General features: G+C 74.7%; 28 protein-coding genes and 1 riboswitch. Of the genes, 21 read left to right on the top strand and 7 right to left on the bottom strand.

What is annotated here, in order from left to right; all coding sequences use genetic code 11:
• Positions 1–7: 7 nt before the first annotated feature.
• Positions 8–1,231 (top strand): radical SAM family heme chaperone HemW, encoded by a 1,224-nt coding sequence (hemW, locus tag GA0070614_RS09370; RefSeq protein WP_172892582.1) that lies wholly within the window; start codon positions 8–10, stop codon positions 1,229–1,231.
• A gap of 76 nt (positions 1,232–1,307) precedes the next feature.
• Here the strand turns inward: hemW and GA0070614_RS09365 are convergent, their stop codons facing one another.
• Positions 1,308–1,931 (bottom strand): DUF4870 domain-containing protein, encoded by a 624-nt coding sequence (locus GA0070614_RS09365; RefSeq protein WP_088975590.1) that lies wholly within the window; start codon positions 1,929–1,931, stop codon positions 1,308–1,310.
• A 260-nt stretch (positions 1,932–2,191) separates the two neighbouring features.
• On the opposite strand from GA0070614_RS09365, the gene hrcA reads away from it, so the two are divergent.
• The 3 genes from hrcA (at position 2,192) to GA0070614_RS09350 (ending at position 5,170) form a co-directional block, all read left to right on the top strand.
• Entirely contained in the window at positions 2,192–3,214 is a 1,023-nt protein-coding gene (hrcA, locus tag GA0070614_RS09360; RefSeq protein ID WP_088975589.1) for a heat-inducible transcriptional repressor HrcA, read from the top strand.
• Positions 3,215–3,291: 77 nt separating this feature from the next.
• On the top strand, positions 3,292–4,434 hold the full coding sequence (dnaJ, locus tag GA0070614_RS09355) for a molecular chaperone DnaJ (RefSeq protein ID WP_172892581.1): 1,143 nt from the start codon (positions 3,292–3,294) through the stop codon (positions 4,432–4,434).
• Position 4,435: 1 nt separating this feature from the next.
• Complete coding sequence (locus GA0070614_RS09350) at positions 4,436–5,170, top strand: 16S rRNA (uracil(1498)-N(3))-methyltransferase (RefSeq protein WP_088975587.1); 735 nt, start codon at positions 4,436–4,438, stop codon at positions 5,168–5,170.
• Between the two features lie 5 nt (positions 5,171–5,175).
• On the opposite strand, the gene GA0070614_RS09345 is transcribed toward GA0070614_RS09350, so the two are convergent.
• The gene (locus tag GA0070614_RS09345; RefSeq protein ID WP_088975586.1) at positions 5,176–5,937 is read right to left on the bottom strand and encodes an SDR family NAD(P)-dependent oxidoreductase; all 762 of its coding nucleotides are present in this window, start codon (positions 5,935–5,937) and stop codon (positions 5,176–5,178) included.
• A 47-nt stretch (positions 5,938–5,984) separates the two neighbouring features.
• Between GA0070614_RS09345 and GA0070614_RS09340 the strand changes: the two genes are divergently transcribed.
• The 9 genes from GA0070614_RS09340 (at position 5,985) to GA0070614_RS09300 (ending at position 14,372) form a co-directional block, all read left to right on the top strand.
• Positions 5,985–6,344 (top strand): histidine triad nucleotide-binding protein, encoded by a 360-nt coding sequence (locus GA0070614_RS09340; protein WP_088975585.1) that lies wholly within the window; start codon positions 5,985–5,987, stop codon positions 6,342–6,344.
• Positions 6,341–7,714: a serine hydrolase domain-containing protein gene (locus GA0070614_RS09335; protein WP_088975584.1), complete on the top strand. Its 1,374-nt coding sequence runs from the start codon at positions 6,341–6,343 to the stop codon at positions 7,712–7,714. The genes GA0070614_RS09340 and GA0070614_RS09335 overlap by 4 nt, the downstream gene beginning before the upstream one ends.
• Positions 7,715–7,875: 161 nt before the next feature.
• The gene (locus GA0070614_RS09330) at positions 7,876–8,934 is read left to right on the top strand and encodes a PhoH family protein (RefSeq protein ID WP_088975583.1); all 1,059 of its coding nucleotides are present in this window, start codon (positions 7,876–7,878) and stop codon (positions 8,932–8,934) included.
• Between the two features lie 16 nt (positions 8,935–8,950).
• A complete protein-coding gene (gene ybeY, locus GA0070614_RS09325) occupies positions 8,951–9,424 on the top strand; it encodes an rRNA maturation RNase YbeY (protein WP_088975582.1) in 474 nt (157 codons plus the stop codon).
• Positions 9,400–10,800, top strand: a complete 1,401-nt coding sequence (locus GA0070614_RS09320) for a hemolysin family protein (RefSeq protein WP_172892579.1) — start codon at positions 9,400–9,402, stop codon at positions 10,798–10,800. Before ybeY ends, GA0070614_RS09320 begins: the two co-directional genes overlap by 25 nt.
• Complete coding sequence (locus GA0070614_RS09315) at positions 10,793–11,179, top strand: cytidine deaminase (protein ID WP_088975580.1); 387 nt, start codon at positions 10,793–10,795, stop codon at positions 11,177–11,179. The genes GA0070614_RS09320 and GA0070614_RS09315 overlap by 8 nt, the downstream gene beginning before the upstream one ends.
• Positions 11,176–12,075, top strand: coding sequence for a GTPase Era (gene era / locus GA0070614_RS09310; protein WP_088975579.1), 900 nt, complete (start codon positions 11,176–11,178; stop codon positions 12,073–12,075). The genes GA0070614_RS09315 and era overlap by 4 nt, the downstream gene beginning before the upstream one ends.
• Positions 12,075–12,977 (top strand): NAD-dependent epimerase/dehydratase family protein, encoded by a 903-nt coding sequence (locus GA0070614_RS09305; RefSeq protein WP_088975578.1) that lies wholly within the window; start codon positions 12,075–12,077, stop codon positions 12,975–12,977. Before era ends, GA0070614_RS09305 begins: the two co-directional genes overlap by 1 nt.
• 129 nt (positions 12,978–13,106) lie before the next feature.
• A complete protein-coding gene (locus GA0070614_RS09300; RefSeq protein ID WP_088975577.1) occupies positions 13,107–14,372 on the top strand; it encodes an acyltransferase family protein in 1,266 nt (421 codons plus the stop codon).
• On the opposite strand, the gene GA0070614_RS09295 is transcribed toward GA0070614_RS09300, so the two are convergent.
• Positions 14,359–15,135 (bottom strand): DUF4097 family beta strand repeat-containing protein, encoded by a 777-nt coding sequence (locus GA0070614_RS09295; protein WP_088975576.1) that lies wholly within the window; start codon positions 15,133–15,135, stop codon positions 14,359–14,361. The two genes, GA0070614_RS09300 and GA0070614_RS09295, sit on opposite strands and share 14 nt — an antisense overlap.
• 101 nt (positions 15,136–15,236) lie before the next feature.
• Between GA0070614_RS09295 and recO the strand changes: the two genes are divergently transcribed.
• From recO to GA0070614_RS09275, 4 genes are all read left to right on the top strand, one after another.
• Complete coding sequence (gene recO, locus GA0070614_RS09290; protein ID WP_088975575.1) at positions 15,237–16,112, top strand: DNA repair protein RecO; 876 nt, start codon at positions 15,237–15,239, stop codon at positions 16,110–16,112.
• A gap of 8 nt (positions 16,113–16,120) precedes the next feature.
• Positions 16,121–16,921, top strand: coding sequence for an isoprenyl transferase (locus GA0070614_RS09285; protein ID WP_088975574.1), 801 nt, complete (start codon positions 16,121–16,123; stop codon positions 16,919–16,921).
• 97 nt (positions 16,922–17,018) lie between these two features.
• A complete protein-coding gene (locus tag GA0070614_RS09280) occupies positions 17,019–17,204 on the top strand; it encodes a hypothetical protein (protein ID WP_088975573.1) in 186 nt (61 codons plus the stop codon).
• A 125-nt stretch (positions 17,205–17,329) separates the two neighbouring features.
• The gene (locus GA0070614_RS09275) at positions 17,330–17,560 is read left to right on the top strand and encodes a thioredoxin reductase (protein ID WP_088979334.1); all 231 of its coding nucleotides are present in this window, start codon (positions 17,330–17,332) and stop codon (positions 17,558–17,560) included.
• A gap of 114 nt (positions 17,561–17,674) precedes the next feature.
• On the opposite strand, the gene gndA is transcribed toward GA0070614_RS09275, so the two are convergent.
• On the bottom strand, positions 17,675–19,117 hold the full coding sequence (gene gndA, locus GA0070614_RS09270) for an NADP-dependent phosphogluconate dehydrogenase (RefSeq protein ID WP_088975572.1): 1,443 nt from the start codon (positions 19,115–19,117) through the stop codon (positions 17,675–17,677).
• 363 nt (positions 19,118–19,480) lie between these two features.
• Here gndA and GA0070614_RS09265 point away from each other — a divergent pair, with 363 nt between their 5' ends.
• Complete coding sequence (locus tag GA0070614_RS09265; protein ID WP_088975571.1) at positions 19,481–19,705, top strand: hypothetical protein; 225 nt, start codon at positions 19,481–19,483, stop codon at positions 19,703–19,705.
• A 140-nt stretch (positions 19,706–19,845) separates the two neighbouring features.
• On the opposite strand, the gene GA0070614_RS09260 is transcribed toward GA0070614_RS09265, so the two are convergent.
• From GA0070614_RS09260 to GA0070614_RS09250, 3 genes are all read right to left on the bottom strand, one after another.
• On the bottom strand, positions 19,846–20,646 hold the full coding sequence (locus GA0070614_RS09260; protein WP_088975570.1) for an energy-coupling factor transporter transmembrane component T family protein: 801 nt from the start codon (positions 20,644–20,646) through the stop codon (positions 19,846–19,848).
• On the bottom strand, positions 20,643–22,070 hold the full coding sequence (locus GA0070614_RS09255) for an ABC transporter ATP-binding protein (RefSeq protein ID WP_088975569.1): 1,428 nt from the start codon (positions 22,068–22,070) through the stop codon (positions 20,643–20,645). The genes GA0070614_RS09260 and GA0070614_RS09255 overlap by 4 nt, the downstream gene beginning before the upstream one ends.
• Positions 22,071–22,165: 95 nt before the next feature.
• Positions 22,166–22,750, bottom strand: a complete 585-nt coding sequence (locus GA0070614_RS09250; protein ID WP_088975568.1) for an ECF transporter S component — start codon at positions 22,748–22,750, stop codon at positions 22,166–22,168.
• 74 nt (positions 22,751–22,824) lie between these two features.
• Positions 22,825–22,930, bottom strand: a riboswitch (TPP riboswitch).
• A 111-nt stretch (positions 22,931–23,041) separates the two neighbouring features.
• Here GA0070614_RS09250 and GA0070614_RS09245 point away from each other — a divergent pair.
• The 3 genes from GA0070614_RS09245 (at position 23,042) to GA0070614_RS09235 (ending at position 25,556) form a co-directional block, all read left to right on the top strand.
• Positions 23,042–23,872, top strand: coding sequence for an alpha/beta fold hydrolase (locus GA0070614_RS09245; protein ID WP_088975567.1), 831 nt, complete (start codon positions 23,042–23,044; stop codon positions 23,870–23,872).
• A 142-nt stretch (positions 23,873–24,014) separates the two neighbouring features.
• Positions 24,015–24,764, top strand: coding sequence for a sugar isomerase domain-containing protein (locus GA0070614_RS09240; protein ID WP_088975566.1), 750 nt, complete (start codon positions 24,015–24,017; stop codon positions 24,762–24,764).
• A 288-nt stretch (positions 24,765–25,052) separates the two neighbouring features.
• Positions 25,053–25,556 (top strand): DUF6328 family protein, encoded by a 504-nt coding sequence (locus GA0070614_RS09235; RefSeq protein WP_088975565.1) that lies wholly within the window; start codon positions 25,053–25,055, stop codon positions 25,554–25,556.
• Positions 25,557–25,635: the final 79 nt, after the last annotated feature.

The following is a 25,635-nucleotide window of genomic DNA, read 5'->3' as shown; positions in this document are numbered from 1 at the left end:
AGTGGCCATGCCCGGCGTCCTTCCAGATGGCGAGACCGTCCCCGCCGACGGTGCGCTGCCCGCCACCGCCCTGCGCGCGGTCGGCGCGCGCGGCTTCGGCGTGTACGTGCACGTCCCGTTCTGCGCCAGCCGCTGCGGCTACTGCGACTTCAACACGTACACCGCCGCCGAGCTGGGCGGCGGCGCGGACCGCGAGTCGTACGCGGACACCGTGCTCGCCGAGTTGGCGCTCGCCGCCCGGGTGCTCGGCGACACCCCGCCGCCCCGGGTGGACACCGTCTTCGTCGGCGGCGGCACCCCGACCCTGCTGCCCGCGGACGACCTGGCCCGGATCCTCGACGCCGTCGACCGCACCTGGGGGCTGGCCGCCGACGTCGAGGTGACCACCGAGGCCAACCCGGAGTCGGTGACCCCGCAGTCGCTGCGGACCCTGCGCGCGGCCGGGTACACCCGCATCTCGCTGGGCATGCAGTCCGCCGCGCCCGGGGTGCTGGCGATCCTCGACCGCCGGCACAGCGCCGGCCGGGCGGTGGCCGCCGCGCGGGAGGCCCGCGACGCCGGGTTCGACCACGTCAACCTGGACCTGATCTACGGCACGCCGGGGGAGAGCGCGGCGGACTTCGCCGCCTCGCTCGACCAGGTGGTCGCCGCCGGGGTGGACCACGTCAGCGCGTACGCCCTGATCGTGGAGGACGGCACCCGGCTCGCCGCCCGCATGCGCCGGGGCGAGCTGCCGTACCCGTCCGACGACGTGGCGGCGGACCGCTACCTGGCCGCCGAGGCGGCCCTCGGCGCGGCCGGTTTCTCCTGGTACGAGGTGTCGAACTGGGCCCGCTCCGAGGCGGCCCGGTGCCGGCACAACCTGCTCTACTGGACCGGCGCGGACTGGTGGGGCCTCGGGCCGGGGGCGCACAGCCACGTCGGCGGGGTGCGCTGGTGGAACGTCAAGCACCCGACCGCGTACGCCGAGCGCCTCGCCGCGGGGGAGTCGCCCGGACTGGCCCGGGAGGTGCTGACCGCCGACGAGGCGCACATGGAGGACGTGATGCTGCGACTGCGGCTCGCCTCCGGGCTGCCGCTGGACGCCCTGGCGGCGGCCGGCCGGGCAGGGGCCGACCGGGCGCTCGCCGACGGCCTGCTCGACCCGGGCGGGTACGCGGCGGGGCGGGCCGTGCTGACCCTGCGCGGCCGGCTGCTCGCCGACGCGGTCGTGCGCGACCTGCTGCCCTGACGGGACTGCCCGGCGGTCAGCGGGTCGGAGCCGGCCGCCGGGGCCCGGCCGGCCGGGGGAGCCGGCCGGCCGGTGCTCACTTCACGAAGTTGCCGGACATCGGGTAGCGGTAGACGACCCCCTCGGTGGCCTTCACGCCGCCGATGATGCCGAAGATGATCGGCACCAGCGCGGTGATCAGCGGGACGAAGAAGAGGAGCCCGCAGGTGACCAGGGCGAGGATGAAGCCGACCACGTTGGCGATCGCCCAGGTGATCTGGAAGTTCAGCGCGGGGACCGCGTGCGCCCGCACCGTGGGCGACTGCTGGCCCTTGGCGGAGAGCGCGATCAGTGGCGCCACCCAGCCGAGCAGGCTGCCGCCGATCACCACGCCGGCCGGCCCGCCGAAGTGCGCGACGAGCGCCCAGGTCTTGTCGTCGCTGGTGGCGTACCCGCTGCCCGGAGCGCCGTACGCGCCGCCGGTCGGGTAACCGGCCCCCTTCGGGTCGTAGCCCCCGGGCGGCGGGTAGCCGCCCGGCGGGGGGTAGCCGCCCGTCGGCGGCTGGTCACCGGTGGGGGGCGGATAGCCACCGGGCGGGGGATACCCGCCCGCGCCCGGTGCCCCGGACAGTGGTGCGGTGGGCGGCTCGGGGGAGGAGCCGAAGGGGGCGGTCGGTTCGTCCGGCCCGCCCGCGCCGGGAGGGCGAGGTGGTTCAGTCATGCACGTCACGGTAGGTGCTCTCCGCAACGGCGCACCAGAGCGACACCGCCCGAGCATGTCCGGCTGATCGGCTCTACCGTGGCGGTCCGGTCGGTGGGCCGCACCGGTGGTGCGTCGCTGATCATCGCGTCGGCGGGGACGCCGACGTAGACTGGCACTCGGTACAGTCGAGTGCCAGAGCGTTGGCCGTCCGCGCGGTCCGGTGACGTCAGCCGGGCGCCCGACCGCTCCGGGCCGACGCGCGTGGAGGAGGTGGGGAGATGGGTCTCGACGACCGCAAGCTCGCCGTGCTGCGTGCGATCGTCGAGGACTACGTCGCCACGCAGGAGCCGGTCGGCAGCAAGGCTCTGGTCGAGCGGCACCAGCTCGGCGTCTCGCCGGCCACCGTCCGCAACGACATGGCGGTGCTGGAGGAGGAGGGCTACATCCGGCAGCCGCACACCAGCGCCGGCCGGGTGCCCACCGACCGGGGCTACCGCCTCTTCGTCGACCGGCTCTCCCGGGTCAAGCCGCTCAGTCCGGCCGAGCGCCGGGCGATCGAGCGCTTCCTGGTCGGCGCGGTCGACCTGGACGACGTGGTGCACCGCACCGTCCGGCTGCTGGCCCAGCTCACCCGGCAGGTCGCCGTGGTGCAGTACCCGTCGCTGGCCCGCTCCTCGGTGCGTCACCTGGAGCTGGTGCCGATCTCCACCACCCGGCTGATGCTCGTCATGATCGCCGACACCGGCCGGGTCGAGCAGCGGCTGGTCGAGCTGCCCGCGCCGATCCCGGCCGACGACGTCACCGACCTGCGCCGGCTGGTCAACGAGAAGCTGGTCGGCAGCCGGCTGTCGGAGACCCCGCCGCTGGTGCAGGCGCTGGTGGAGGAGTCGTCCCCGCAGTTGCGCCCGGCCATGACCACGCTCTCCACCGTGCTGCTGGAGACGCTGGTCGAGCGGCACGAGGAGCGCATCGCGCTGGCCGGCACCGCCAACCTGACCCGGGGCGGCCTGCTCGACTTCCAGGGCTCGCTGCGGCCCATCCTGGAGGCGCTGGAGGAGGAGGTCGTGCTCCTCAAGCTGATCGGCGAGGCCGAGCCGAGCACCACCCGGGTGCTCATCGGCGACGAGAACGAGGTCGACAACCTGCGCGCCGCCTCCGTGGTCAGCACCGGGTACGGCCCGGGCGCGACCATCGTCGGTGGCCTCGGGGTGCTCGGCCCGACCCGGATGGACTACCCCGGCACCATCGCCACGGTGAGGGCCGTGGCACGCTACGTGGGCGAGCTGCTGGCCCAGAACTGACCCAGGGCAGGGGCCGGTGGCCGGCTCCGGCCGACGACCGGCGCAACGCGAGACGAAACATGAGGACACCGAACGCAGTGGCCAGGGACTACTACGGCATTCTCGGCGTGAGCCGGGAGGCCTCCGACGACGAGATCAAGCGCGCCTACCGCAAGCTGGCGCGGCAGTTCCACCCGGACGTCAATCCGGACCCGGAGGCACAGGAGAAGTTCAAGGACATCAACGCCGCGTACGAGGTCCTCTCGGACGACCGGAAACGGCAGATCGTCGATCTGGGCGGTGACCCGCTGGCGCCGGGCGGCGGTGGCGGGGGCCCGGGCGGCCCGGGTGGGGCGGGCCCGTTCGTCGGGTTCCAGGACATCATGGACGCCTTCTTCGGCGGCGCCGGTGGCGCCGGCCGGGGGCCGCGTCCGCGTACCCGGCCGGGGGCCGACGCGATCCTGCGCCTGGAGCTGGACCTGCACGAGACCGCGTTCGGCGTCGAGGCGCCGATCACCGTCGACACCGCCGTGCTCTGCACCACCTGCTCCGGAGCGGGCACCGCGGCCGGCACCCACCTGGCCACCTGCGAGGCGTGCGCCGGCCGGGGCGAGGTGCAGTCGGTGCAGCGGACCTTCCTCGGCCAGGTGGTCTCCGCCCGGCCGTGCACGGTCTGCCAGGGCTACGGCACCACCATCCCGCACCCCTGCCCGACCTGCGCCGGGGACGGCCGGGTGCGGACCCGCCGCTCGCTGACCGTCAAGATCCCCGCCGGGGTCGAGGACGGGATGCGGATCCGGCTGGCCCAGCAGGGTGAGGTCGGCCCGGGCGGCGGCACGGCCGGCGACCTCTACGTGGAGATCCACGAGCGGCCGCACGACGTGTACTCCCGCAAGGGCGACGACCTGCACTGCCGGGTCACCGTGCCGATGACCGCCGCCGCGCTCGGCACCCGGCTGACCATCAAGACCCTCGACAGCGAGGAGACGGTCGACGTCAAGGCCGGCACCCAGCCCGGCAGCACGCTGCGGCTGCGCGCCCGGGGCGTGCCGCACCTGCGCGGCACCGGCCGGGGCGACCTCTACGTCCACCTCGACGTGCGGACCCCGACCAAGCTCGACGCCGACCAGGAACGGATGCTGCGCGACTTCGCCAAGACCCGGGGCGAGGAGGTCGCCGAGCTGACCAAGCAGGGCGGCTTCTTCTCCCGGATGCGCGACGCCTTCAACGGGCACGCCTGAGGTGTCCGCGCCGCTGTTCCTGGTCGAGGCGCTGCCCACCGGCGACTCGACGACCCTGGACGGGCCGGAGGGGCACCACGCGGCCACCGTGCAGCGGCTGCGCGTCGGCGAGGAGCTGCTGCTGGCCGACGGCCGGGGCGGCACGGCCACCGCGGTGGTCCGCGCCGTCGGCCGGGGCACCCTCGACCTCACCGTCACCTCCCGGGGGTACGTCGACGCGGACGTCCCCCGGCTGGTGGTGGTGCAGGGCATCGCCAAGGGTGACCGGGGCGAGCTGGCCGTGCAGGCGATGACCGAGGTCGGGGTCGACGAGATCGTGCCGTGGGCGGCGTCCCGCTCGGTGACCCAGTGGCGCGGCGAGCGGGGCTTACGGGCCCGGGACAAGTGGGTGGCGACCGCCCGGGAGGCCGCCAAGCAGGCCCGCCGCCCGTGGCTGCCGGTGGTGGCCGGCGCGCCGGACGAGCCGACGGCCCGGGTGGCCCGGCGCATCGCCGGCGCGGGCGCGGCGTTCGTGCTGCACGAGGAGGCCGACGAGCGGCTGACCACCGTGCAGCTGCCCGCCACCGGCGAGATCGTGCTGGTGGTGGGCCCGGAGGGCGGCATCGCCCCGGTCGAGCTGGACGCCTTCACCCAGGCCGGCGCCCGTCCCGTCCGCCTCGGCCCGTCGGTGCTGCGCACGTCCACGGCCGGCGTGGCGGCCCTCGCCGTCCTGGCCACCCGCCTCGCCCGCTGGTAGGCCGCTCAGCTGCGCAGGTAGGAGGCGCCGTTGAGGTCGAGGATGGCGCCGGAGGCCCATTCGGATCCGGGGGCGGCGAGCCAGTGCACGGCGGCGGCGATCTCCTCGGGGCGGGCCACCCGGCCGAACGGGCTCTGCGCCCGGATCGCCTCGCCCTGCTCCCCGGCCAGGTGTCCGGTGGTCATGTCGGTCTCGACGAAGCCGGGCGCGACGGTGGCCACCGCGATGCCGTACGGGGCCAGGGCGACGGCGAGGGACTGGCCGAGGGCGTTCAGCCCGGCCTTGCTGGCGCCGTACGCGGGCTGCTCGGGCTCGCCCCGGAACGCGCCCCGCGACGAGACGTTGACGATCCGGCCGCCGCGTCCGCGCATGTGCTGGGCGGCGCACCAGGTGACGTTGCCGGCCCCGGTCAGGTTCGTCTCCAGCACCTGCCGCCAGCGCCGCTGCCACTGCTCGTAGGAGGTGCCGAAGACCGGGTGCGGGGCGTCCCGCTCGCCGTACACGCCGGCGTTGTTGACCAGCACGTCCAGCCCACCGAGCCGCGCGGCCGCCTCGTCGACCATCGCCCGTACCGCGTCGGGGTCGGTCAGGTCGGCGCGGACCACCACGTGCCCGTCGCCGGGCAGCCCGGCGCGGACCTCCTCGGCGGCCTCGGTGGAGTCCCGGTGGTGGATCGCCACCCGGTCACCGCCGGCCGCGAACGCCCGTGCCACCGCGCGCCCGATGCCGCGCGAGGCTCCCGTCACCAGTACCGCCCGTGAAGTCACGCGGCACATCATGCCTGAGCGCGGTGGCGACGACTTACCATGCCCCGATGGGATCCGACTGCCTGTTCTGCCGCATCGTCGCCGGGGAGATCCCGGCCACCATCGTCCGGGAGACCGCCACCACCCTCGCCTTCCGCGACATCGACCCGAAGGCCCCGGTGCACGTGCTGGTCGTCCCGAAGGAGCACTACGCCGACGTGGCCACCCTGGGGCAGGGCGACCCGGCGCTCGCCGGTGAGCTGCTGGCCACGGCCGCCGCGGTGGCCGAGGACGAGGGGCTGCTCGGCGACGGCTTCCGGCTGATGTTCAACACCGGCGCGTTCGGCGGTCAGGAGGTGTTCCACGTGCACGCGCATCTGCTGGGCGGCGCGCCGCTGGGCCCGATGCTCGCCCGGGGCCTCGGGTGAGCGGTGCGCAGGACCGGCTGGAGCGGCTGGTCCGCCGGGTCCAGGCGCAGGCGAGGGTGCCCGCCGTCGCCGCGGCCCTGCACCGGGCGGACCGCCCGCTCTGGACGTGCGAGGTGGGGCAGACCGGCAACGACACCGTGCTCGGCCCGCAGACCCGGTTCCGGATCGGCTCGGTCACCAAGACCTTCACCTCGGTGCTGGTGATGCAGTGCCGCGACGACGGGCTGCTCGACCTCGACGACCCGATCGGCCGGCACCTCGACCTGCCCGCGCACGGCGACCTGACCGTGCGGCGGCTGCTGTCGCACACCGCCGGCCTGCAACGCGAGCCGTACGGGGACGTCTGGGACACCCTGCGCGCCCCGGACGTCGACGAGCTGGTCGCCGATCTGGCCCGGGCGGAGCGGGTGCTGCCCACCGGGCGGCGCTACCACTACTCGAACCTGGGGATGGCCCTGCTCGGCCGGCTGGTCGGCGCGCGGCGCGGCGGCACCTGGGCGGAGGTGCTCACCGAGCGGGTGCTGACCCCGCTGGGGCTGGCCGCCACCTCGGTCACCCCGGGGCCGGCGGCGGCGACCGGATTCCTGGTCGACGCGTACTCCGACGAGGCGCACCCGGAGCCGCCGACGGACTTCGGCGCGGTCGGCCCGGCCGCCCAGCTCTGGAGCACCGCCACCGACATGGCCCGGTGGGCGGCGTTCCTGGCCGACCCGGCCGCGCTGGACCCGGCCGGCGCGGTGCTCGCCCCGAGCACCCTCGACGAGATGCGCTGGCCGGTGACCACCACCGACGAGACGTCCTGGGCGGCCGGCTTCGGCCTCGGCCTGATCCTCCTGCCGTACCCGGAGCGGGTGGTGCACGTGGGGCACGACGGCGCGATGCCGGGCTTCCTCGCCGCGGTCTACGGCCGGCGCGGCGGCGACGGCACGGCCGGCGCGATGGGCTGCGCGGTGCTCGGCTCCTCCGGCACGGCCGCCGAGGTCCTGGAGCTGCCGCACCGGCTGCTCGCCGCCGCCGCCGAGCACGACCCGGCGGCGATCGAGCCGTGGCGGCCGGGCGAGCCCGCGCCGGGCCCGCTGCGCGGGATGCTGGGCCGCTGGTGGGGCGAGGGTTTCGAGTACGTCTTCAGCTGGCACGACGGGACGCTGCGGGCCCGGGGCGCGGACGACCCGGCGGGGAAGCCGCCGGCGGTCTTCGCGCCGCTGGCCGACCGGCCCGACGTGTTCCGCACGGTCTCCGGTCGGGAGGTCGGCGAGCTGCTGCGGCTGACCCGGGACGAGCACGGCACGGTGGTGCGGATGCACTGGGCGACCTACCGGTTCACCCGGCACCAGGAGACCTTCGACCGGTACGACTTCCGCGCCGGCTGACCGGGCCCGGGCCTGCCGGTCGGGGTGTGCTCCGGCGGCCGGAAATGGGCGCGGTGCCACCGCTGCCGACCCGATACCATGGGTGCAACGTCCGCACGCCGCGCCAGCAGGGCCGGCACCGAGATCGGAAGCAGGTGGCACAGGGCCCCACGGCCCGACCTATGACCGGCACCCCACCTCCCGGCCCGCCCCGGGTGCAGACCAGGATCACGGTCCCCGACTCGAAGATCATGGTGAACCTGCTCGGCGCGGGCGACGAGATCCTGCGCCTCGTCGAACGCTCGGTCAACAGTGACGTGCACGTGCGCGGCAACGAGATCACCATCACCGGCGCGCCCGCGGACAACGCCCTCGCCGAGCGTCTCTTCAGCGAGCTGCTCGAACTGATCGAGAAAGGCGAGACCCTGACCACTGACGCGGTGCGGCGTACCGTCGGCATGCTCGAACAGGGCGGCGCCGAGCGACCCGCCGAGGTCCTCACCCTCAACATCCTCTCCCGGCGCGGGCGCACCATCCGCCCCAAGACGCTCGGGCAGAAGCGCTACGTCGACGCGATCGACACGCACACCATCGTCTTCGGCATCGGCCCCGCCGGCACCGGCAAGACCTACCTCGCCATGGCGAAGGCCGTCCAGGCGTTGCAGGCGAAGCAGGTCAACCGGATCATCCTGACCCGGCCGGCGGTCGAGGCGGGGGAGCGGCTGGGCTTCCTGCCCGGCACCCTCAACGAGAAGATCGACCCGTACCTGCGGCCGCTCTACGACGCGCTGCACGACATGCTCGACCCGGAGTCCATCCCGAAGCTGATGGCCGCCGGGACGATCGAGGTCGCGCCGTTGGCGTACATGCGCGGGCGCACCCTCAACGACGCGTTCATCATCCTGGACGAGGCGCAGAACACGACGCCCGAGCAGATGAAGATGTTCCTCACCCGGCTCGGCTTCAACTCCAAGATCGTGGTGACCGGTGACGTCACCCAGGTGGACCTCCCCGGCGGGACGACCAGCGGCCTGCGGGTGGTCCGCGAGATCCTGGAGAACGTCGAGGACGTGCACTTCGCCCAGCTCTCCAGCTCGGACGTGGTCCGGCACAAGCTGGTGGGGGAGATCGTCGACGCGTACGCCCGCTGGGACGCCGAGCGGGAGAACCAGCAGGCGCAGAGCGTGCACGCCGTGCCGGGGCGGACCGCCCAGGGCGGCCGGGCCGGCCGGCGCCGCTAAGACCAGAGGAAGACAGTTGTCCATCGAGATCGCCAACGAGTCCGGTGTCGACGTCGACACCGACGCCGTGCTCGCCGTAGCCCGGCACGCCCTCGACGAGATGGGGGTCAACCCCCTCGCCGAGCTCTCCGTGCTGCTGGTCGACATCGAGTACATGACCGAGCTGAACCACCGCTGGATGGGCGGGGACGGGCCGACCGACGTGCTGGCCTTCCCGATGGACGAGGGCAGCGTCGACCACGGTCCGGGGGAGAGCGCCCCGGCCGGCGGCGAGCCGGCCCTGCTCGGTGACATCGTGCTCTGCCCGGAGGTGGCCGCCAAGCAGGCCGCCGCCGCCGGCCACACCGCCGCCGACGAGCTGCACCTGCTCACCGTGCACGGGGTGCTGCACCTGCTCGGGTACGACCACGCCGAGCCGGAGGAGGAGCGCGAGATGTTCGGGCTCCAGGCCCGACTGCTGGCCAGCTGGCGGTCGACCCGGTCCCGGTGATGGACACTCTCGCGGCCGGCCCGACAGCCGGCCTGCCCGACCTCCAGTTGATCTTCTTCGCGGCGGGGCTGGTGGTGCTCGCCGGCCTGATCGCGATGACCGAGGCGGCGCTCGCCGCCGTCTCCCCGGCCCGCGCCGCCGAGCTGGCCCGGGACGGGGCGCGCGGCGCGCGTACCCTCCAGGCCGTCGCCGGTGACGTGGTCCGCCACCTCAACCTGCTGCTGCTGCTCCGGCTGCTCGCCGAGCTGACCGCCACCACGCTGGTGGCGCTGGTCGCGGTGGACACCTTCGGCGCGGGCTGGCGGGCGGCGCTGATCACTGCCGGGGCGATGACCGTGGTCAGCTTCGTGGTCGTCGGTGTCGCGCCGCGTACCCTCGGCCGGCAGCACGCGTACGCGGTGGGTCGGGCGGTCGCGCCGCTGGTGCGCTGGCTCGGCCGCGCGCTCAACCCGCTCGCCTCGCTGCTGATCCTGATCGGCAACGCGGTCACCCCGGGGCGCGGCTTCCGGGAGGGCCCGTTCGCCACCCAGGTCGAGCTGCGGGAGCTGGTCGACCTGGCCGAGCAGCGGGGCGTCGTGGAGCACGGCGAGCGACAGATGATCCACTCGGTCTTCGCCCTCGGCGACACCATCGCCCGCGAGGTGATGGTGCCGCGTACGGAGATGGTGTGGATAGAGGAGGGCAAGACCCTCTCCCAGGCGCTCACGCTCTTCCTGCGCTCCGGGTTCTCGCGGATCCCGGTGATCGGCGAGAGCGTCGACGACGTGCTCGGCGTGCTCTACCTCAAGGACCTGATCCGGCGTACCCGCGGCGGTGACCCGCGCGACCACCAGACCCCGGTCGCGGAGCTGATGCGTCCGGCGACCTTCGTGCCGGAGTCCAAGCCGGTCGACGACCTGCTCTCGGAGATGCAGGCCGCCCGCAACCACCTGGTCATCGTCGTCGACGAGTACGGCGGCACCGGCGGTCTGGTCACCATCGAGGACATCCTGGAGGAGATCGTCGGCGAGATCACCGACGAGTACGATGTCGAACGCCCGCCGGTCGAGCACCTGGAGGACGGATCGGTGCGGGTCACCGCCCGGCTCCCGGTGGAGAATCTCGGCGAGCTGTTCGACACCGACCTGCCCACCGACGAGGTGGAGACCGTGGGCGGCCTGCTGGCCCAGTCCCTGGGCCGGGTGCCGATCCCCGGCGCCCACGCCGAGGTGGCCGGGCTGCGGCTGCTCGCCGAGGGCACCACCGGCCGGCGCAACCGGATAGACACCGTGCTGGTCAGCCGGGTCGCGCCGGGTGACGGGTCGGAGGGGGCCGGCTCCGCCGGATCCCGTGACAACCAGACCAGAACCGAGGAGAGGCAACCCGCCGATGCCTGAGTCAGCCGCCGTACCGGCCGCCCGGCCCACCCCGTCCGACCCGGCCGAACTGAGCGCCGAGGACGGCAAGCTGGTCGTCCTGGCCCGGGGGGCCCGGGGCCGGGTGGGCGCCGTGGAGGGCGCGGCGGTCCGCGACCAGGACGGCCGGACGTACGCCGCGGCCAGCGTCGCGCTGCCCTCGCTGACCATCACCGCGCTCCAGCTCGCGGTCGCCTCCGCCGTGGCGGCGGGGGCCACCCGGCTGGAGGCGGCGGTGGTGGTGACCGAGGCGTCGACGCTGGACGGGGCGGGGCACGCCGCGGTGCGCGACCTCTCCGCCGACGCGCCGATCCACGTCGCCGCGCCGGACGGCACGGTGCTCGGCACGGTGGTCGAGTGACCGCCGACCTCACCCAGCGTCCGTACCGGGCCGGGTTCGCCTGTTTCGTGGGCCGGCCCAACGCCGGCAAGTCGACGCTGACCAACGCGATCGTCGGTCAGAAGATCGCGATCACCTCGAACAAGCCGCAGACCACCCGGCACGTCATCCGGGCCGTGCTGCACCGTCCGGACTCGCAGCTCGTCCTGGTCGACACCCCGGGCCTGCACCGCCCCCGTACGTTGCTCGGCGAGCGCCTGAACGACCTGGTCCGCTCCACCTGGAGCGAGGTCGACGTGATCGGCCTCTGCATCCCGGCGGACGAGCCGGTCGGCCGGGGCGACCGGTTCATCACCGGCGAGCTGGCCGAGTTGAAGGCGACCGTGCTCGCCGTGGTCACCAAGACCGACCTGGTCGACAAGAAGCGGCTGGCCGAGCAGTTGCTGGCGGTCAGCGAGCTGGGCGAGTTCGCCGACGTGGTGCCGGTCAGCGCGGTCTCCGGGCACCAGCTCGACACCCTGGTCGACGTGATGACCGGCTACCTGCCGCCGTCGCCGCAGCTCTACCCGGACGACATGCTCACCGACGACCCGGAGCAGGTGCTGGTCGCCGAGCTGATCCGGGAGGCGGCCCTGGAGGGGGTGCGCGACGAGCTGCCGCACTCGATCGCGGTGGTCGTCGAGGAGATGATCCCCGAGGGGCAGCTCATGAAGATCTACGCCGACGTCTACGTCGAGCGGCCGAGCCAGAAGGCGATCGTCATCGGTCACCGGGCGAGCCGGCTCAAGGACGTCGGCACCCGCGCCCGCAAGCAGATCGAGGAGCTGCTCGGCACCCGGGTCTACCTGGACCTGCACGTGCGGGTGGCGAAGGACTGGCAGCGGGATCCGAAGCAGCTGCGCAAGCTCGGCTTCTGATGTCGGCGGGGGCGGCGTCCGCCGGTGCGCCCCGGCGGGTCCTGGTCACCGGCGCGGCCGGTCGGATCGGCCGGATGCTGCGCCCGAGGCTGGCCGGTCCCGGGCTGGTGCTGCGGCTGCTCGACGTGCGGGAGCAGGAGCCCGCCGGGCCGGGTGAGCCGGTGGAGATCGTCCGCGCCGAGCTGGGTGACGCCGACGCGGTCGGCCGGGCCTGTGCCGGGGTCGACGCCGTGGTGCACCTGGCCGCCCTCAGCGGCGAGGACCGCTGGGAGGAGATCCTGCGGGTCAACGTCGAGGGGACCCGTACCGTGCTGGAGGCGGCCCGGCTCGCGGGCGTGCCCCGGGTGGTCCTGGCCTCGTCCAACCACGCCGTCGGCTGCTACCGGGACGACGCCGCGGGGTCCCCGGTGGCCGGCGGCGTCGGTGGCGGCGTGCCCGCCCCGCACGGCCCGGACGGCGTCCCGGCCGACGCCTTCCCCCGCCCGGACGGCTACTACGGCTGGAGCAAGGCCGCCGTGGAGGCGCTCGGCAGTCTCTACGCCGACCGGTACGGGATGACCGTGTTCGCGCTGCGGATCGGCGCCTGCTTCGACCGGCCGCCCGGCCTGCGCGGCCTGGACACCTGGCTGTCGCCGGACGACTGCGCCCGGCTGGTGTCCGCCTGCCTGACCACCGGGGTCACCGGCTTCCGGGTGTTGTGGGGGGTCAGCGCCAACACCCGGCGGTGGTGGTCGCTGGCCGAGGCCCGGGAGATCGGGTACGAGCCGCGCGACGACGCCGAGGCGTACGCCGGCACGGTGCGGGCCACCGAGGCCGAGCGGAGGACGTCCGGCCTGCTCGGCGGGATCTTCTGCGACTGGCCGCTCGGCGAGCCCTGGGTGAGGCGCTCGACCGCCGGTTGAGGCGGTGCGGCCGGGCCGGCCGAGATATGGGAAGTTTCACTTTCCGGTGTACCGGGCTGCGGGTTTGGCCGGATCGGGTCGCAGGGTAGGGGACGTTCGACTCCTGCCCCCTGACATAGATGCAGGCTGATGCGTAACCGATATCTGGACCTGCTCCGCGCCCTGGCGATCGCCCGGGTCGTGGTCTACCACGTCACCGGACTGGCCGCGTTGACGCTGGTCTTCCCGGCGATGTCGATCATGTTCGCCCTCGCCGGGTCGCTGATGGCGGCCTCCCTGGACCGCTCCGGGGTACGCGCGGTGCCGCGCCGCCTGCGCCGGTTGCTGCCCTCGCTCTGGGTGGTGGCGGCCGTCTTCGTGCCGGCGATGCTGCTGACCGGGCTGGCGTTCGGCCCGGACGTGCTGCTCTGGCTCTTCCCGGTCGCCGACCCGCCGGCCAACCACTGGGGTGCGCTGGCGCTCAGCCCGATCTGGTACCTGCGCGACTACCTCTGGTTCGTGCTCGCCTCGCCGCTGGCGCTGTGGCTGTTCCGGCGGGCCCCGCTGCCCACCCTGCTCGCCCCGTACGTGCTGCTCGCCGCCATCGAACTCGGCGTGCTGCCGACCGCGTCCGTCGCCCTGCGGCACTTCGGCCTCTACTTCGGCGCCTGGCTGCTGGGGTTCGCCCACCACGACGGCCTGCTGCGGCGGTTGGCCAACCGGGTCCTGGTGCCCACCGCGCTCGCCGTCGGCACGGCCGGCGGCGCCTGGATCCTCACCCATCCCGGCCCGCGCGGGTACGACCTGAACGACATCCCGCTCGGCAACGCGCTCTGGTCGGCGGCGTTCATCCTGCTGGTGATCGGCCGGGCGCCGGCCGCCGCCGCCTGGGTGGACCGCAGCCCCGCGCTCGGCCGGCTGGTGACCGTGCTGAACCGGCGCGCCCTGACCGTCTACCTCTGGCACATGTCGTTCGTGGTGGCGCTCACCCCGATGGTCGGGCTGGTCGGCTGGTCCGACCGTGACCCGGTCGGGCTCGCCGTCCGGGTGGTGCTCGTCTTCGCGCTGGTCGGCGTGGTCACCCTGCTGGTCGGCTGGGTGGAGGACGTGGCCGCCCGCCGCCGGCCGGAGCTGATCCCCGGCGGCCGTCGCCCCGCGCCGCCCGCCCTGCCCGCCCGACACCCGACGAACGCCCCGACGAGCCCGGCGCTGGCCCCGACGAGTCCGGCGCCCGCCCCGGCGGGTCCGGCGCTCGCCCCGGCAGGTCGGTCACTGGCCCCGGCGGGTCGGTCACTGGCCCCGACGAGTCAGGCGGTCGCCCCGACGCGTCCGGCACGGCCCCGCACCGGGGTACGGGCGGTGGCGCCCGTGCCCCGGTCCCCCGAGACGAGCACGGTCGACCTCAGCGTCGGTTGACCGTGACGTTGCCGCTGCCCGTGCTCACGTCCAGCAGTGCCGACGCGCCCGGGTCGTCCGGCACCCCCAGCTCGGCGTCGCCCGAGCCGGTGTGGGACCGGACCCGGTACCGGCCGTCGGGCACCAGCAGCTCCACGTCGCCGCTGCTGGCGTGTGCCCGGGCCGACACCGGCCGGTCCAGTTCGATCGTCACGTTGCCGGAGCTGGCCTCGGCGTCCACCTCGCCGCCGAGGCGCAGACCGGTGATGTTGCCGGAGGAGGCGCGCAACGTGACCGGTGCGGGGACCGCCGACACCTCGATGTCGCCGGAACCGGTCTCGGCCTGCACCGGACCGCCGGCGGTGGCGACCCGGATGTTGCCCGAGCCCAGGGTGAACTCCACCGCGCCGACCTTGGACAGCTCGACGTTGCCCGAGCCGGTCTCACCCCGCACCCGGACCCCCTCCGGGGCGGTCACCTCGTACGACACCGAGCAGCGAGGGCCGCAGTCGGCGTCCAGCACCAGCTCGTCGCCCTGGATCTCGTACGTGCGCTCGGGCTGGTCGCCCTGGTAGCGCAGCACCCGCTTGATGCGTACCTCGGTGGCCGGGCCGGTTCCCCGCACCACCACGTCCCCCGCGCCCGGCCGTACCGTGATCGTGGCGATCCGCGCGGTCTCGGTCTGGTCGAAGTCCAGCCGGCGGAAGGAGAGCGTGTCACACCCGGCGGCGAGGATCAGGGTGGCGGCCGTGCCCAGGGCGACGGCGGTACGGGGGAGAGCCATGGTCAGCAACCTACGGTCGGTCCGCCGCGCCGCGCATCGGGGACGGGCCCCGGACCACCCCGATCCGACCCTGATTTCCCACCCCGAGGGAGAATGACCCGATGGCCGGGTACCGCCGACAGCTCTACCGCGACGACGCGGTGGTGCTGCGTGTGCAGAAGCTGGGCGAGTCCGACCGGATCATCACCCTGCTGACCCGGCGGCACGGCCGGCTGCGCGCGGTGGCCCGGGGCGTACGGCGCACCAGCAGCAGGTTCGGCGCCCGGCTGGAGCCGTTCGGCCACGTCGACCTCCAGCTCGCCGGCGACCCGAAGGGCAACCAGGGCAGCTCGCTGCACACCGTCAGCCAGGTCGAGGGGATCGACCTCTACGGCAAGCGGTTCCTCGGCGACTACCCCCGCTACACGGCGGCCAGCGCGATCGCCGAGACCGCCGAACGGCTCACCCCCGTCGAGCGGGAGCCCTCGCTGCGGCTGTTCCAGCTCACCCTCGGCGCGCTGAAGGCCCTCGCCCGGGGCGAGCACGCCACCACCCTGGTGCTCGACGCGTACCTGCTGCGCGGCATGGCGCTCGCCGGCTGGGCGCCGGCGCTGACCGCCTGCGCGGTCTGCGGCGCCCCGGGGCGGCACCGGGCGTTCTCCGTCCCGGCCGGCGGCGCGGTCTGCCCGGACTGCCGGCCCCCCGGCGCGGCCCATCCCGCCCCGGCCACCATCGACCTGATGTCCGCGCTGACCAGCGGCGACTGGCAGATCGCGGACGCCACCGAGACCGGCGTACGCCGGGAGTGCAGCGGCCTGGTCGCGGCGCACCTGCAGTGGCACCTGGAGCGCGCGCTACGCTCGCTGCCGCTGGTCGACCGGGGTGCCCCGGCGGCCGGCGTGGTCCCGCCACCGGGCGGTGGCGCGGCCGGCCCGGTCCCGCCCCCGCGTGGCGTCGGGGCCGGGGTGGACGGCGTGAGCAGGGAGATGACCGAGTGATCCGATCGATGAGGGCCGGCCGGCGTGAGCCGGTGCCGCCGACGCCGCACCCGTCGGGCGCCCGGCCGCCGGCGTTGCCCGCCGAGGCGGTGCCGAAGCACGTCGCGGTGGTGATGGACGGCAACGGCCGGTGGGCCAAGGAGCGCGGCCTGCCCCGCACCAAGGGTCACGAGGCGGGCGAGCACAGCCTCTTCGACACCATCGAGGGCGCGATCGAGCTGGGCATCCCCTACCTGTCGGCGTACGCCTTCTCCACCGAGAACTGGCGGCGCTCGCCCGACGAGGTCCGCTTCCTGATGGGCTTCAACCGGGACGTCATCCGCCGCCGCCGGGACCAGCTGGTCGAGCTGGGCGTCCGGGTGGTGTGGTCCGGGCGGGCCGGCCGGCTGTGGAAGAGCGTCATCTCCGAGTTGCAGACCGCCGAGGAGATGTCCCGGGGCAACTCGACGCTGACCCTGCAGTTCTGCGTCAACTACGGCGGGCAGGCCGAGATCGCCGACGCCGCCGCCGCGATCGCCCGGGACGTGGCCGCCGGCCGGCTCGACCCGGCGAAGGTCACCGAGAAGACCGTGGCGAAGTACCTCTACCACCCGGAGATCCCCGAGGTGGACCTCTTCCTGCGGCCCTCCGGCGAGGAGCGGATCTCCAACTTCCTGCTCTGGCAGACCGCGTACGCGGAGCTGGTCTTCCTCGACACCCTCTGGCCCGATTTCGACCGCCGCCACCTCTGGTACGCCTGCGAGCTGTACGCGCAGCGGGACCGCCGCTTCGGTGGCGCGCTGCCCAACCCGGTCGCCCCGCCGTCCTGACGGTCGCCCGCCGGTCCGATGGTCACGCTGGTCACGATTGGCGATCTCGGACCCGGGGTACCACCTCCGCAGCAGCCGATCGCGGAGGTGAACCCACATGATTCAGAAGCGGATTGCCCAGTGGGCGGTCATGGCGGTCGCCGTGCCGCTGGCGGCGGCCGGCGCCCGTCGGCTCAGCCACACGCTGGAGGCCCGGCGTGGCCCCACCGGCGTGAGCCGCCTGCTGGCCAAGGGCGCCGACATGCTGCGCCCGCAGAAGGCCAAGCGTCGCCGGTTCTGGTGAGCGCCGACGTCAGCGCCGTCCCCGGTCGGGGACGGCGCTGACGCGTTCCCGGCGGGCCGGCCCCCGTCGGCGCATACGATCGGCGTGAGGGCGTGCCGAGGCGGACGCCCGCCACGGGGGTGGACATGCGGGATCTCCGGTACGAGATGACCGCCGCGCTGGCCGGCGCGGGTCTGGTCGACGCCACGCAGCGGACGCGGGTCGTCGACGTCTGCGCCGGCGTCGCCGAGCGGTACTGCGCCGAGCTGGGGCACACCCCGGCCGTGCGCTCCGGCGAGATCGGCGAGCTGGCGGCCGGCGAACCGGCCGCGGGCTGGGCGCCGACCCCTCCGGAGGAGACGCACCGGGCCTGGTGAGCCCCGGTCACCCGGTACGGGCCGTCCGGTCGCCGGTTCCGACCGCGACCGGACCCGGGCCACGGCAGGTCGCGGCGTCCCGGTGGGGACGGCGCGACCCGCTGTCGGCCCCGGTCAGCCCTGCACCTCGGCGCGGTCGCTGGCCCAGAGCGTGTGGAACGCCCCCGGCCGGTCGACCCGGAGGTAGGTGTGCGCGCCGAAGTTGTCCCGCAGGCCCTGGATCAGGGCGGCCGGCAGCCGCTCGGCGCGCAGCCCGTCGAAGTACGCCAGCGACGAGGAGAACGCCGGGGTGGGCACGCCGGCCCGGGCCGCGTCCACGACCACCCGCCGCCAGCTCGGCACGCCGTCGCGCACCGCGTCGGCGAAGTACGGCGCGACCAGCAGCGTCGGCAGCTCCGGCTGCGCGTCGTACGCCTCGCGGATGCGGTCCAGGAAGCGGGCCCGGATGATGCAGCCGCCCCGCCAGATGGTGGCGGTGCCGCCCAGGTCGATGTCCCAGTCGTACTCCCGGCTGCCGGCGCGGATGTGGTCGAAGCCCTGCGCGTACGCGACGATCTTGCTGGCCAGCAGCGCCCGCCGGACGTCCTCGACGAAGGTCTCCCGATCCTCGACCTGCCACTTCTCACCGGCGTCGCCGAACGCCCGGCGGGCGGCCTCGCGCTGCCCGGCGTGGCCCGACAACGAGCGGGCGAAGGTCGCCTCGGCGATGCCGGTGATCGGGATGCCCAGGTCCAGCGCGCTCTGCACGGTCCAGCGGCCGGTGCCCTTCTGCTCGGCCTGGTCGAGCACCACGTCGACGAAGGCGCGGCCGGTCGCCGCGTCGGTGTGCGCCAGCACGTCGGCGGTGATCTCGATGAGGAACGACTCCAACTCGCCGGTGTTCCACTCCCGGAAGATCTCCGCGATCTCCGCCGGGCTGGCCGACAGCCCGGCCCGCAGCAGGTCGTACGCCTCGGCGATGAGCTGCATGTCGGCGTACTCGATGCCGTTGTGGACCATCTTGACGAAGTGCCCGGCGCCGTCCGGGCCGATGTGCCGGCAGCACGGGGTGCCGTCCACCTGGGCGGCGATCCTCTCGAAGATCGGGCCGAGCTTCGCGTACGACTCGGCGGAGCCGCCCGGCATGATGCTCGGGCCGCGCAGCGCGCCCTCCTCGCCGCCGGAGACGCCGGTGCCGACGAAGTGCAGCCCGTGCCCGCGCAACGCCTCCTCCCGGCGGCGGGTGTCGGCGAAGTGCGCGTTGCCGGCGTCGACGACGATGTCCCCCTCCTCCAGCAGTGGGACCAGTTCGTCGATGACCGCGTCGGTGGGCGCGCCGGCCTTGACCATCACGATCACGGCGCGGGGCCGCTCCAGCGAGGCGACGAAGTCGGCCAGGGACTCCGACGGCACGAAGCTGCCCTCGTCGCCGTGTTCGGCGACGAGACTGCGGGTGCGCTCCGGCGAGCGGTTGTGCACCGCCACGGTGAAGCCGTTGCGAGCCAGGTTCCGGGCCAGGTTGCGGCCCATCACCGCCAGCCCGGTGACCCCGATCTGCGCCGTCGCCTGCTGAGCCATCCGTGTCCGCCCTTCTCGTACGACTGTCGTGCTGCGACCGTATCGTGCCCGGCCGGTGCCGGGGACGCTGCGTGAGCGCCGGGCGGCGGGCGGTGGCCGTCGCCGCGGCCCGGCGGGTTCGCGGGGTGGCGACGAAATTCGGGTGCGCGTGCCTCGGCGGTGGGTTAGCGTGCCGGTATGCGCATCTGACGCCCCTCTTCGAGAGCCCGACCCGCCGCTGCTGTCGCCGCCGCGGGTCCGTGAGCTCCGGGCGTCCGCGTGCCACCTCGTCGTGGTCCTTCCGCTGTGGTCGTCCGGGCCGTCCCGTCCGTCGACCGTCCGCCCCGTGCGGTGGCGCGGTCCGTCCACAGAAGGAGGCAGCGTATGCCCGCCAGGCGCAGCCCGAAGAAGTCCCGGTCCGAGGTGCAGGTGAGCGTGGCGGACCTTGCCGCGTCCACCGTGTCGCCCATCACCCCGGTCACCCTCGCCGACGACGCCGATTCGTCCGGCGTCGCCCGGCCGGCCCCGGTCCCGCCGCCGTCGCGGGTCCGCGGCGGCTCGACCGCCGCGCGGGGGCAGACCCGCCGGTACGCCTTCCGGCGCAGCTGACCGACCCGGCTCCCGGCCGGCTGCCGTGCTCCGCCACGGTGGCCGGCCGGGAACGGTCAGCGGTGCCCCCGACGGTGCCCGCCGGCCGCCCGGGTCAGCCGATCAGGGCCGGTCAGCGGTGCCCGCCGGGCTGCCGGGAGTCAGCCGATCAGGGGGCGGAAGGTGCCGAGCGCGACGCTGACCGCCAGCGCCGCCCCGGCCAGCACCGCCGCCCCGACGACCAGCAGGGCGTCCGCCACGCCGAAGTGCTGCCGGCGGGCGACCGTACGCGGGGTGCCGGCGTCGAAGCCCCGGGCGTCCATCGCCACCGCGAGCCGGGTGCCCCGCCGGATCGCGCCCACCAGCAGGGCGAACGCCGTCGAGGTGAACAGCCGCAGCCGGGCCACCGGGTTGCGGCCGGCGTCCACGCCCCGCGCCCGGCGGGCCATCTCGATCATCTGCCACTCCTGGCCGAGCAGCGGCACCAGCCGGAACGCCGCCAGCGCGCCGATCGCGAACCGGGCCGGCGCCTTCGCGTTCTGCACCAGCGCGTCGGCCAGGTCGGTCGGGTCGGTGGTGGCGAACACGATGATCCCGGGCAGGGCCACCGCGAACATCCGCAGCGCCAGGCCCAGCGCGGTGAGCAGCACCCCGGAGGTGACCAGCAGCGGGCCGGCGTCGAGCAGCACCCGGCCGGAGCGGTCCGCGGCGAAGAGCACCAGGGTGACCACGATCCCGGCCCCGCCGACGAGCAGCGGCAGCGCCCGCCGGGCCAGCACCCGGTAGCGGATGCCGAACAGCGGCAGCAGGGCCAGTTCGACGGCGATGGCGATGGCCGGCGCGACCGGATCCAGGGTGGCGACCATCACGACGGAGAAGACCAGCGCCGCGGCGAGCTTCGCCACCGGGTTGCGCCGGGCCAGCGGCGCGTCCGGCGCGGCGACCGGTTCCAGGCTGATCACGGCCGGTCCTCGGGGCGGCGCAGGGTGACGGTGCGGTCGGCGAGCGCGGCGACGAAGTCCGCGTCGTGGGTGACCGTGACGACGCCGTGCCCCGCGTCGCGCAGGTCGGCGAAGAGGTCGACCAGCTCACGCCAGGTCCGCCGGTCCTGGCCGAAGGTGGGTTCGTCGCAGATGAGCAGGTGGGGCGCGGTGGCCAGGGCGGTCGCCACGCTCAGCCGCCGCGCCTCCCCGCCGGAGAGGGTGTACGGGTTGGCGCCGGCCAGCCTGGTCAGCCGCAACCGGTCCAGCAGCGCGTCCACGGTGGCCTTGACCGCCGGCTCGGGTCGTCCGGTGCGCCGGGGGCCGAGCGCCAGTTCGTCGCCGACGGTGCCGGTGACGAACTGGTGCTCCGGGTCCTGGAAGACCGAGCCGATCCGGCGGGCCAGGGCGGGCGCCCGCCAGCGGTGCGGGGGAGTGCCGGCGTCCCGGTCGGCCAGTGCGGCGGTGGCGACGACCCGTCCGGTCCCCGGGCGCAGCAGACCGCCGAGCAGCAGGGCCAGGGTGGACTTGCCGGCCCCGTTCGGGCCGAGCACGGCGAGCGCCTCACCGGCGCGTACCTGGAGGTCGGTGGCGGCCAGCCGGTGCGGCAGCCCGAGCCGTTCGGCGGTGAGCAGCGCCTCCCCGGCCGGCGCGGTGGCGCGCCGGGGCGGGATCGGGTGCCCGGGCACCCAGACGCCCTCGTCGGCGAGCGTGTCGCCGTACCCGGCGAAGACCGCCTCCGGTGGGCCGTCCGCGCGGACCCCGCCGCCGGGCTCCAGCACCACCACCCGGTCGACCAGTGGCAGCGCGTCGGCCACCCGGTGCTCGACCAGGATCAGGGTGGTGTCGGCGTCCAGCGCGCCGGCGACCGCCTCGCGGACCAGTTCGCCGCCGACCGGGTCGAGGTTGGCGGTCGGCTCGTCGAGCAGCAGCAGCCCGGGGCGCAGCACGAGCGCGCCGGCCAGGGCGAGTCGCTGCTGCTCGCCGCCGGAGAGGGCGGCGGTGGCCCGGTCCCGGTGGTACGGGAACCCGACCCGGCGCAGCGCCTCGTCGACCCGGGGCCAGATCTCGTCGGTCGGCACCCCGCGGTTCTCCAGCCCGAACGCGACGTCGTCCCCGCAGCGGGCCATCACCAGCTGCGACTCCGGGTCCTGGAAGACGATGCCGACCCGCTCGCGGGCCTTGCGCGGGTCGAGGCCGTCGATCTCGACGGTGCCCTCCTGCTCGCCGGAGTCCTCCGGCAGCAGCCCGGCCAGGGCGGACAGCAGGGTGCTCTTGCCGGCGCCGGAGGGCCCGAGCAGCAGCATCCGCTCGCCCGCCTCGACCCGCAGGTCCACCCCGCGCAGCGCCCAGCGCTTGCGCCCGGCGTGCCGCCACCCGAACCCGCGCAGTGTCACCGCCGCCACGCCGGCCCCTCCGTCCGTTCCGTGACCATGGCGTCGACGGCGGTGTCCGCGGGCCACGTCGCCGTCGACGTCATCATCAACACGGGGGTGGGTGGTCAGACCGTGGCGCGTTCGCGGCCGGCGGGGAAGCGGTCGAGGACGCCGGTGTTCGCGAGGGCGCGGGTGAGGGCGACGGCGCCGAAGCCGGCGACCACCAGCGAGCTGGCCGCGGTGATCAGGATGTACGGGAGCCGGAAGCTGCCCCACGCCGTCCCCGGGTACCAGACGAAGACGTCGTAGAGCGCGGCGGCCAGCCCGGCCAGGGTCGCCGCCAGCAGCGCGACGGGCAGCCGGAAGTTGCGGTACGCGAACGCGGCGAAGGCCAGCTCCGCGGCGGCCGCCTCCAGCGGGCCCTGGATCACCAGCGTCCAGCCCCAGCTGCTGCCCAGCGCCACCGACACCAGCGCGGCCACGGTGAGGGTGAAGAAGGCGGCCCCCGGCTTGCGGATGATCAGCCCGCCGAGGACGGCCGGCACCAGCCAGACGCCGTAGATGGCGGCCCGCCCGGGCAGCGGGATGGCGTCCGCCGGGCCGTTCCAGAGCAGGCCCCAGGCCCAGAAGATGACGCCGAAGGCGACCCCGAGCACCGCCGCGATGACGATGTCGAGGGTGCGCCACCGGTGGGTGGTGGTGTGGTCCATGATCGCTCCCAGTTCAACGATGGAGAACCAGGAGAAGACGCACGCCGCGCCCGGTGGGACCGGACGGCGGCGCGGCTGGAGGTCGACCGAACTCCCTGCGCTGGCATTACCCAGATCAGGTTCGAGGGTCTGCGGGTGGTGCCCGCACTCTCAGCGCTGTGCGCTCCCCTGTCGGATGTGAAGTTGTCTCGCCCAGACGCTAGCACCGACCTGCGGCGACGGCCCAGCCGACCGCCGAGGGCGGCGCGACGGGAGAAGCCCGTCGACCGTCGGCTCGGTAGGGTGTCGACCATGCGGGTCGAGGCGCGAGGACTGACGTTCGAGGTACGCACCGGCGGCCCGGAGGGCGGCGAGCCCGTCCTCCTGCTGCACGGGTTCCCCCAGCACGGCGGGGAGTGGGACGAGGTGACGCCCGCGCTGCACGACGCCGGGCTGCGCACGTACGCGCTGGACCAGCGGGGCTACTCGCCGGGGGCGCGCCCGACCGAGGTGTCGGCGTACCGGATGCCGGAGCTGGTCGCCGACGCGGTGGCGGTGCTCGACGCGCTGGGCGTCGACGCCGCGCACGTGGTCGGGCACGACTGGGGCGCCGCCGTCGGCTGGGGGCTCGCGGCGGGCCACCCGGAGCGGGTCCGCACCCTGACCGCCGTCTCCGTGCCGCACCCGGCCGCCTTCGGGCAGGCCCTCGCCCACGACCGGCAGCAGAAGGCCCGCTCGTCGTACATGGTGCTGTTCCGGCAGCGCGGCACGGCGGAGAAGGTGCTGCTGGCCGGCCGGGCGGCCGTGCTGCGCCGGATGATCTCCGGGCTCGGGGACCCCCGGCGGGTCGACCGGTACGCCGAGCCGATGCGCGAGCCGGGCGCGCTGACCGCCGCGCTGAACTGGTACCGGGCGATGTCCAACGTGGACCTGGGTCGGATCGGGACGGTGTCGGTGCCCACCACGTACGTCTGGAGCGACAAGGACTTCGCCATCGGCCGGACCGCCGCCGAGGCGTGCGCCCGGCACGTCGCCGGTGAGTACCGTTTCGTGGAGCTGGCCGGGGTCACCCACTGGATCCCGGACCGGGCGCCGGAGCTGCTGGCCGAGGCGATCCTGGCCCGGGTGCGCGGGCTGGCCTGAGGCCGTACCCCCGGCGGGTCGGCACGTCGGCTGCGACGGCCCGCACGGTCCCGCCGAGGCGCCCGTGGGCCGCGGCCCACCGCGCCTGCGGCGGACCCGCCGGGCCGGGCATCGGCGAGAGTGACGAACGGACGGAGGACGCATGACGGTGAGCGCCGAGGGCTACCTGGCGGTGGTCACGGAGACGATCGGTCGGGTGGCCGCCGAGCAGCGGGAGGCGGTGGGCCGGGCGGCCGACCTGCTGGCCGGGGCGCTGCGGGCCGACGGGGTGATCCACGCCTTCGGCACCGGCCACTCCGAGGCCCTCGCCATGGAGATCGCCGGGCGGGCCGGCGGCCTGGTGCCGACGAACCGGATCGCGCTGCGCGACCTGGTGCTGCTCGGTGGCGAACCGGCCGACATCCTCGGCCCGCACCTGGAACGCGATCCCGCCGTGGCGCACCGGCTCTACGAGCTGGCCCCGGTACGCCCCACCGACGTGTTCGTGCTCGCCTCCAACTCCGGCGTCAACGGGGCGATGGTGGAGTTCGCCTCGCTGGTCAAGGAGCGCGGCCACGGGTTGGTCGCGATCACCTCGGCCCGGCACTCCGCCCGGATGACCTCCCGCCACCCGTCCGGCCGCAAGCTCGCCGACTTCGCCGACGTGGTGCTGGACAACGGCGCCCCGTACGGCGACGCGACCCTGCCGCTGCCCGACGGCGGCGCGGTCGGCGCGGTCTCCTCGATCACGGCGGCCCTGCTGGCCCAGCAGATCGTGGCCGAGACGGTGGCCCGGCTGCTCGCGGCCGGGGTGCGGCCCCCGGTCTACCTGTCGGCCAACATCACCGGCGGCGACGAGCACAACGCCGGGCTGGAGGCCCGCTACGCCGGCCGCATCCGCCGAGGGGCGTGAGCGCGAGGAGTGAGCCGGGTCTGCGAGCCCCGCAGTCGTGATCTGGGGTGGCGCTGTGAGCGCGAGGAGTGAGCCGGGTCTGCGAGCCCCGCAGTCGCGATCTGGGGTGGCGCTGTGAGCGCGAGGAGTGAGCCGGGTCTGCGAGCCCCGCAGTCGTGATCTGGGGTGGCGCCCCGAGCGCGAGCGCGGCGATCGTGAACCGGTTTCGCGCGGGACGCCCGGGGGCAAAGGCGTTGCTGCCGGCGGGCGCGGCCCGGCCGGCGGTACCGTCTCACCCGGAGGTAGCGCGTGTCGAAGGAATCCGAGAAGCAGCGCTGGCAGCGCAACTTCGCCGACCTGCTCCAGGAGTTGCGGGTCGCGCAGACCGGCGTGCAGATCCTCTTCGCCTTCCTGCTCACCCTGCCGTTCAGCGCCGGCTTCGACCGGACGAGCGGCTTCCAGAAGGACGTCTACATCGTCGCGCTGCTGTCGGCGGCCGCCGCCACCGCGATGATCATCTCGCCGGTCGCCTTCCACCGTGCGCTCTTCCGCCAGGGCCGCAAGCCGGAGCTGGTCCGCTTCGCGCACCGGATGGCCAGCGGCGGCCTCGCCTTCATGCTGATCTCGATGGTCAGCGCGGTGCTGCTGATCACCGACTTCGTGCTCGACCGGAGCATCGCCTTCCTGCTCAGCGGGATCACCGCGCTGTGGTTCCTGACCTTCTGGATGTTCCTGCCGTTCGCCCGCCGCAACTGGGGTGAGGACGACATCGACGACGATGACGACGACCCGAGGTCGTTGGCCGGCGACTGACCCGCCGCGCCGGTCATCGGCCGGGAAATCGGACGTGCACACGACGCTACCCCTGGGTAACACCCGGGGGTAGCGTTGC

This window comes from Micromonospora coxensis (assembly GCF_900090295.1).
Lineage (GTDB): Bacteria > Actinomycetota > Actinomycetes > Mycobacteriales > Micromonosporaceae > Micromonospora > Micromonospora coxensis.
Note: the sequence above shows the minus strand (reverse complement) of the source record. Positions and strands in the feature narration are given on the sequence as shown.